8 protein-coding genes are annotated in these 7,205 nt (G+C 66.3%); 3 read left to right on the top strand and 5 right to left on the bottom strand.

What is annotated here, in order from left to right; genetic code table 11:
- Positions 1-704: class I tRNA ligase family protein (locus JDO7802_RS06960; RefSeq protein ID WP_144430577.1), on the bottom strand; the 704-nt coding region annotated here is incomplete at its 3' end.
- Positions 705-789: 85 nt separating this feature from the next.
- On the bottom strand, positions 790-1,293 hold the full coding sequence (locus JDO7802_RS06955; RefSeq protein ID WP_083481057.1) for a DUF3576 domain-containing protein: 504 nt from the start codon (positions 1,291-1,293) through the stop codon (positions 790-792).
- A gap of 282 nt (positions 1,294-1,575) precedes the next feature.
- On the opposite strand from JDO7802_RS06955, the gene JDO7802_RS06950 reads away from it, so the two are divergent.
- Both JDO7802_RS06950 and JDO7802_RS06945 read left to right on the top strand, forming a co-directional pair.
- Positions 1,576-2,628, top strand: a complete 1,053-nt coding sequence (locus JDO7802_RS06950) for a porin (protein WP_055083951.1) — start codon at positions 1,576-1,578, stop codon at positions 2,626-2,628.
- 91 nt (positions 2,629-2,719) lie between these two features.
- Positions 2,720-3,373 carry a YggS family pyridoxal phosphate-dependent enzyme gene (locus tag JDO7802_RS06945; protein ID WP_055083949.1) on the top strand — a complete coding sequence of 218 codons (654 nt, stop codon included), beginning with the start codon at positions 2,720-2,722 and terminating at the stop codon, positions 3,371-3,373.
- 14 nt (positions 3,374-3,387) lie between these two features.
- Here the strand turns inward: JDO7802_RS06945 and JDO7802_RS06940 are convergent, their stop codons facing one another.
- Together JDO7802_RS06940 and ribA are read right to left on the bottom strand one after the other, a co-directional pair.
- A complete protein-coding gene (locus JDO7802_RS06940) occupies positions 3,388-3,885 on the bottom strand; it encodes a L,D-transpeptidase family protein (RefSeq protein ID WP_055083947.1) in 498 nt (165 codons plus the stop codon).
- Positions 3,882-4,922, bottom strand: coding sequence for a GTP cyclohydrolase II (gene ribA / locus JDO7802_RS06935; RefSeq protein WP_055083945.1), 1,041 nt, complete (start codon positions 4,920-4,922; stop codon positions 3,882-3,884). The genes JDO7802_RS06940 and ribA overlap by 4 nt, the downstream gene beginning before the upstream one ends.
- A 166-nt stretch (positions 4,923-5,088) precedes the next feature.
- Here ribA and JDO7802_RS06930 point away from each other — a divergent pair, with 166 nt between their 5' ends.
- The gene (locus tag JDO7802_RS06930; RefSeq protein ID WP_055083942.1) at positions 5,089-5,775 is read left to right on the top strand and encodes a response regulator transcription factor; all 687 of its coding nucleotides are present in this window, start codon (positions 5,089-5,091) and stop codon (positions 5,773-5,775) included.
- 165 nt (positions 5,776-5,940) lie between these two features.
- On the opposite strand, the gene JDO7802_RS06925 is transcribed toward JDO7802_RS06930, so the two are convergent.
- Positions 5,941-7,194, bottom strand: coding sequence for an MFS transporter (locus JDO7802_RS06925; RefSeq protein ID WP_055083940.1), 1,254 nt, complete (start codon positions 7,192-7,194; stop codon positions 5,941-5,943).
- Between the last annotated feature and the right edge of the window lie 11 nt (positions 7,195-7,205).

The raw sequence follows: 7,205 nt of genomic DNA, 5'->3' as shown, positions 1-7,205 counted from the left end.
GTCATCTGAAGCCCGCGCGACTTGCCGATCCAATTCTCCTGCATCAGGCGCACCTTGTCGGGCCAATGCTCCAGCCCCTGCAACCCTTCCAGCAATTCCTCGGCCATGTCGGAGATGGCGAAGGCCCATTGTGTCAGTTCCTTGCGCTCCACCTCCGCACCCGACCGCCAGCCCTTCCCATCGATCACCTGTTCGTTGGCCAGGACGGTCATGTCGACCGGGTCCCAGTTGACGATCGCCGGTTTGCGATAGACCAGACCGGCGTCCAGCATGTCGAGGAACAGCGCCTGCTGCTGACCGTAGTATTCGGGATCGCAGGTGGCGAATTCGCGGCTCCAATCGATCGACAGGCCCAGCGGTTTCATCTGCCCGCGCATCACATCGATGTTGGCATAGGTCCAGTCCTTGGGGTGGCCGCCCGATGCCATGGCCGCGTTTTCGGCCGGCATCCCGAACGCGTCCCATCCCATCGGATGCAGCACGTTGAACCCCTGCGCCGTCTTGTAGCGCGCGATGACGTCCCCCATCGCGTAATTGCGCACATGCCCGATGTGGATGCGCCCAGACGGATAGGGGAACATTTCGAGCACGTAATACTTTGGGGCGTCGGACCGGGTCGCGCGGAACAGCGCCGCCTCGTCCCAGGCGGCCTGCCATTTCGCCTCGATGGCGGCGGTGTCGTATCCTGCGGCTGCGTCGGTCATGAAACGGTCCTGATGGCTGCCGCGGCCCTTGGACCGGGGCGGTGTGCTGTCTGGAAGGGGGCGCGCACCGGCCGGCGCGCGACGGTCACAGGGTGCTGTCGCGGATGCGAAGTTGGCGGGCGCGGGTCAGGATCGCATCTTCGATGGCGCGCTGCGTGTCGCGGTCGACCGCCCCGCCGCGCGTGCGCAGCGCGACGTTCAGACTGCGCGCGTCCAGCGCCGGATCCTGGATCAGCACCGTCGCCTGATAGGCGCGCCCGCCACCGGGTGGCGTGCCGTACCCGAACTGGATCACGCCCGAGAACGGATCGGCATTCTGCACCGGCAGGAAGTTGAGCACATCCAGCGTCGCGGCCCAGAGATAGCGGTTCACCTCCAGCGTGACGTTCGGATCGTCCGCGTTGGAGAACAGATCGAACACCGACGACTGCAGCGATTGGGACCGCTGCGCGCGGGCGATGGTGCGCGGATTGTCCTGCGCGGCGATCCGCTCTTCGCGCGACTGGCCGAACACGTCGCCACCGCAGCCCGCCAGAAGCGCCAGGGCCGTCAGTGCCGCGACACCCCGAACCATCCTATTGTCGCCCATGCCCGTCCCTCGCCTGCCCGTGACCTTGTATATGGCACGTCCTAACCCATCCGAACGCCGACGAACAAGGTGTTGCGGGGTGGCCCGGCCACACCCGGCGGCAGACTGCGGCACGATTCAGGCACCCGTGGCACCACTGTGGCACGAAAGCACCATGGATCGGGCGAAAACCCGGGCGGTCAGCGGCGCTTTCTTGCGAGGGCGACGCCGATAGTTGAAACGACCACTACGCCCAACGCGATTCCCGTGGTGGGGACGATCTAAAAAACACGAGGGAAAACCATGAAAAACGTTCTCTTCGCTTCGACCGCTCTCGTCGCCTTCGCGGGCGTCGCTTCGGCCGAAATCACGCTCTCCGGTAACGCCGAGATGGGCCTCATCTCCGGCGACGGTGGCGTTGCTTCCACGGACAACGACGTTGAGTTCTTCACCGATATCGACGTCACGTTCACCATGTCGGGCGAAACCGACGGCGGCCTGACCTTCGGTGCGAGCATCGACCTGGACGAGTCCGACGGTTCCAACAACGACCAGGGTATCGCGACGCTCAACTCCGGCCCCGACGGCATCTTCGGCACCGAAGACGACTTCGTGACCACGCCCGGTTCCGGCGGCGCTTCCGGTGCCTTCAGCGGTCGTTCGCAAGGCGGCGAGACCATCTTCCTGTCGGGCGCCTTCGGCACCCTGACCGCCGGTGACACCGACGGTGCGCTGGATTGGGCCCTGACCGAAGTTAACTTCAACTCCGGTTCGATCAACGACGACGAGACCGAGCACGCCGGCTTCAACGGCAACTCCGGCCTCGACGGTGCGTATGACGGCCAGATCGTTCGCTACGACTACTCCTTCGGTGACTTCGGCGTCGCCCTGTCGGCCGAACTGGACGACAACGACGACACCGACAACGACGCCATCCTGGGCATCGGTTTCAAGTACCAGCTCGACCTGGGCGGCACGGACATCGGCTTCGGTCTGGGTTACCAGGCTGCCGAGCAGGAAGGCGACGATGCAGACATCATCGCGGTCTCGCTGAACGCTTCGTTCGGCGGCGGCTTCACCGCCGGCATCAACTACTCTGACTTCGACCTGGGTACCGATGACGTCTCCGGCGACCACATCGGTGTCGGCGTCGGCTACTCCACCGGCGCGATCTCGGCCAACCTGAACTACGGTCAGTACGATTTCGACGACGGCACCGACCAGGACGGTCTGGGTCTGTCGGTCGGCTATGACCTCGGTGGCGGTGCGGTTGTTCAGCTGGGCTACGGCGACAGCAACTTCAGCGACGCTGACGACTTCGAAACCGTCTCCTTCGGTGTTCGCATGAACTTCTGATCCAACCGGATCATCAGTTGAGGGAAGAGCGGGCCTTGTGCCCGCTCTTTTCTTTTTGGCACATGGGGGACCCCTTCCCCGGAGACCGCACATGTCCCTGCCCGAGATCACCGCCCGCATCAGTGCCGCCTGCGCGCGCGCCGACCGCTCTCCGGCGGAAGTGACCCTGATCGCCGTATCCAAGGTGCAGCCCGCCGACCGGGTCGAGGCCGTGCTGGACGCCGGGCACCGCGTCTTCGGCGAAAACCGCGTGCAGGAGGCGCAGGGCAAGTGGCCCGCGTGGAAGGCCGACTATCCGGGGACCGAACTTCACCTGCTGGGCCCGCTGCAATCCAACAAGGCCCGTCCCGCGATGGAGCTGTTTGACGCGATCCATTCCATCGACCGCGTCAAGCTGGCCACCCGCATCGCCGACATGGCGCAGGATCTGGGGCGCTGCCCCGACCTGTTCCTTCAGATCAACACCGGGGAGGAGGACCAGAAGGCCGGCGTTCCCCCCGCGCAGGCCGACGCCTTCATCCGGGAGGCGCGGGCCATGGATCTGCCGGTCGCGGGACTGATGTGCATTCCCCCGGCGCAGGAAACGCCGTCGCTGCATTTTGCGCTTCTGGCCAAGATCGCCGCGCGCAACGGTCTGCCGGGCCTGTCGATGGGCATGTCGGCCGATTTCGAACAGGCGATCGCGTTGGGTGCCACGCACATCCGCGTCGGCTCCGCCATTTTCGGCGAACGCGTGACGTCCTAGCCGCGCACGACCAACTAGCCGCGCACGACCAAGCGGGTCGCGGGGGTGATCCGCCGCGCGATCCACGACAGATGCGCGGGGTCGAACGCCATGCAGCCTTCGGTTGGATACCCCGGCCTGCGCCAGCGGTGCAGGAAGATCGCCGATCCGCGCCGGCGTATCGCGCGCGGCCAGTTCCAATCCGTCAGGATCACCAGATCGTAAAGCGGATCGGCCCGCCGCAGACATTCGTGCGAGGCGGGGTGCGGGGCGCGGACCATCAGGTTGTAATCCTCGTGCGCGGGGTCGTCGCACCACAGATCGCCCGGCCCGATCGGCACCGCCCAGGCCGTCGGCGGCGCGATACGGTCGGGGCGATACAGCATCCCGACGATTTGATGCGCCCCGACCGGCGTGCCGCCGTCCCCCTCCCGCTTGTCCGCCACAACGCCGCCGCGCCCGGTGGTGCAGGGAAATCGGCGGCCCAGAAATCGCAGGCCGGTGGGGGTCAGGACCATATCGCCGCGCGTCACTCCAGATGCCCCGACTTCGCGCGTTTGACATCCAGATAGGCGGCGTTGTCCGCTGTACGACCGACGTGCAGCGGCACACGCTCCGCCACGTCGATCCCCTGCGCCTGCATCATCGCGATCTTGCGCGGGTTGTTGGTCATCAAGCGCACGGCCCCGATCCCGGTCCGGCGCAGCAGACCGGCCCCAAGGCGGAAATCGCGTTCATCGTCCTCGAACCCCAGCCGGTGATTGGCCTCCACCGTATCGAACCCCTGATCCTGCAGGTCATAGGCGCGCATCTTGTTGGCCAGCCCGATACCCCGCCCCTCCTGATCGAGATAAAGCAGCACACCACCGCCGGCGTCGGCCATGGCCTGCATCGCGGCGTGCAACTGTGGGCCGCAATCGCATTTGAGCGACCCCAGCACGTCGCCGGTGAAACACGCCGAATGCAGCCGGGTCAGAACCGGGCGCGCGCGGTCCACCAGGCCGATCTCGATGGCGTAATGCTCCTCGCTTCCGTCGCGGAAGACCTGCACGCGGGACTGACGCTCGACCACCAGCGGCACGCGCGCGGCGGCGACGAAGTCGGGCACCTGCATGTCGATCGGCGGCAGGGCGGCGGGCAAATGCGTGATGCCGTCCGGGGCAGGCGCCACCGTGCCCACGACTGCGGGCAGCAGTTGCGCCGCCTTGGCCAGCGCGATCCCCGTGCGCCACGGCGTGCAATCGCCGCCCCGCAGCGTGGGCAGCGGCCCCTTCATCGGCGCGCGCAGGTCATTCGCCGGATCGGCCACCGCACGCAGCCACGTCAGATCAGCATCTTTGGGCACGGCGATCCGCGCGACGTCGCCGTCATAGGCGCGCGCCTTCAGCGTTTCGGCCCGCCGCCCCGACAGCGTCAGGATCAGATCGCCCTGATCCCGCAACGCGTCCAGACGCGCGGCCCCCAGTGTCTCCACCGACGCTAGAAGAACCCCGCCGACGGCGACGGGCAGGCCGACACGTAGGTCGGCGCAGGCACGGGCCATCAGGTCTGTCGGCGTGGGCGAAAGCATCGCGCGTGATTTCCTGTAACAATTCGACCCGCCGGAGGGCCCTCCTCCTGCACATATGAAACATTTGACGCTTTGGCGACACGTCGGCGTGAGCGGGCGCGGCCGGGCTTCCCTCACGCCGCGTCACTTGGCACGAATGGAGCAACAGCTAACCCCGGAGGGTCTTATGGCCAATCTCAAGAAAATCCTGCTCGTCGACGACGACGACGACCTGCGCGACGCCCTGGCGGAGCAATTGGTGATGACCGAGGACTTCGACGTGTTCGAAGCAGACTCGGGTGCCACCGGCATGTCCCGCGCCAAGGAACAGCTCTACGACCTGATCGTGCTGGACGTCGGCCTGCCCGACACCGACGGGCGGGAGCTTTGCCGCCTGATGCGCAAATCAGGGGTGAAATGCCCCGTCGTCATGCTGACGGGCCATGACACAGACGCCGACACCATCCTGGGGCTGGATGCGGGGGCCAACGACTACATCTCTAAGCCATTCAAGTTTCCGGTCCTGCTGGCCCGCATACGCGCGCAGCTTCGCACGCACGAACAATCCGAAGACGCCGTCTTCACCTTGGGGCCGTACACCTTCAAGCCCTCGATGAAGCAGTTGCTGACCGAAGACGACAAGAAGATCCGCCTGACCGAAAAGGAAACGAATATCCTCAAGTTCCTGTACCGCGCCGGGGATGGCACCGTCGCCCGCGACGTGTTGCTGCACGAGGTTTGGGGCTACAACGCCGGGGTCACCACCCACACGCTTGAGACGCACATCTACCGCCTGCGCCAGAAGATCGAACCCGACCCCTCGAACGCGCGTCTTCTGGTCACCGAAAGCGGGGGATACCGCCTGATGTCCTGACCTCGGACCCGTGCCCCAGGGGTCACAGGCGACGTCAATCCGCTCACGGATTAAAATTAACGTTGGGGAAACCTTCCCGACGTACTACCTTCAAAGAGTACCGGCGCATCAGCGGTGTTTCTGATGCACCTCCCTGTTGGACTCGGCCGGACCCTTGGGTTCGGCCTATTTTTTTGCTCCCGACACCGGCAATCGGATGGTCAGCACCCCGATCAGGCCCGTCCCTGCAAGGACGGCGGCGGCCGACCAATACGGCAGGCGCAGGGCCGTCTCGCGGCCCAGCGACGGCTCCGCCCAGGCGACGATCAGGCCACCGGCCAGCGCGCCCACCGGCATCATCCCCCATCCGAAGAAGCGATAGACCGAATTGACCCGCCCCAGCAGGTCGTCGGGGATCGCCCGCTGCCGGAAGCTGACGGTCACGACGTTCCAAAGCATCGCGCCCAGCGATTCCACGAACAGCGCGACCCCCACGACCACCGGCGACGTCGCGACCCCGATCAGCGCATAGCACCCCGAGAAGAGAACGAAGGCCACCCAAAGGCTGCGCGTGCCCCCGACCCGCCGCGCGACCGCCGGGGCGATCATCCCGCCGATCACGCCCCCCACAGCACCGCAGGTCAGCAACAGACCGTGCCCCACCGCGCCCAGGCCCAGAACGTCCTGGCTGAACAGAACCAGCATCGTCAGCGCGGCCATCGCGCAGGCGTTGATGACCCCCAGGATGATCGCCAGCCGCCAGATCATCACGTGCCGCCAGATCCAGATCAGACCTTCCATCAACTCCACCCGGAACGACCGGCGGGCGGGGGCGATCCGCGTCGGAACCACCATCATCCAGATCAATCCGGCGGCCAGCGCGAAGGTCACCGCGTCGAAGACGAACGGCGCGGGCAGCGACAGCGCGATCAGAACACCGGCCAGCGGCGGGCCGACGAATTCGCCCATGATCCGCTCGATCGACCACATCTGCCCGTTCGCCGCTTCCAGGTCCGCGGGCCTGACCACCGATGGCAGGACCGTCTGCGCCGCGTTGTCACGCAGCACCTCCGCCGATCCGAGCAGGAACGCGACCGCGCAAAGCGCCCCGATCGCCAGGCCCGGCGATGCGACGGGCGGGGGCGCGGCCAGAACCATCGCCACCACGCCCAGCGTCATGACCATGCGGAACACATCCGCCCGGATCATCAGGCGGCGACGGTCGATGCGGTCGGTCCAGACCCCCGCAGGCAGCGTCAACAAGAGCCATGGCAAACGGCCCGCGACAGCGGTCAGCGAGATCAGCACCGGATCGCGCGTGATCAGCGTCGCAAGCCACGGAAACGCCAGGGCTGACACCCCGTCGCCCAGGTTCGACACACCCGACGCGCCCACCAGCCAACGATAATTCGCGTTTCTGCGCATCAGGGTCAGGGACATCGACCACCTCC

Origin of the sequence: Jannaschia donghaensis, assembly GCF_001403795.1 — a bacterium.
GTDB classification, from domain to species: Bacteria; Pseudomonadota; Alphaproteobacteria; order Rhodobacterales; family Rhodobacteraceae; genus Jannaschia; species Jannaschia donghaensis.
Note: the sequence above shows the minus strand (reverse complement) of the source record. Positions and strands in the feature narration are given on the sequence as shown.

Coding starts and splice junctions, on each gene's coding strand:
- ribA (WP_055083945.1), bottom strand. CDS start 4,922: ATGCTTTCGCCCACGCCGACAGACCTGATGGCCCGTGCCTGCGCCGAC.
- JDO7802_RS06930 (WP_055083942.1), top strand. CDS start 5,089: ATGGCCAATCTCAAGAAAATCCTGCTCGTCGACGACGACGACGACCTG.
- JDO7802_RS06945 (WP_055083949.1), top strand. CDS start 2,720: ATGTCCCTGCCCGAGATCACCGCCCGCATCAGTGCCGCCTGCGCGCGC.
- JDO7802_RS06950 (WP_055083951.1), top strand. CDS start 1,576: ATGAAAAACGTTCTCTTCGCTTCGACCGCTCTCGTCGCCTTCGCGGGC.
- JDO7802_RS06955 (WP_083481057.1), bottom strand. CDS start 1,293: ATGGGCGACAATAGGATGGTTCGGGGTGTCGCGGCACTGACGGCCCTG.
- JDO7802_RS06925 (WP_055083940.1), bottom strand. CDS start 7,194: ATGTCCCTGACCCTGATGCGCAGAAACGCGAATTATCGTTGGCTGGTG.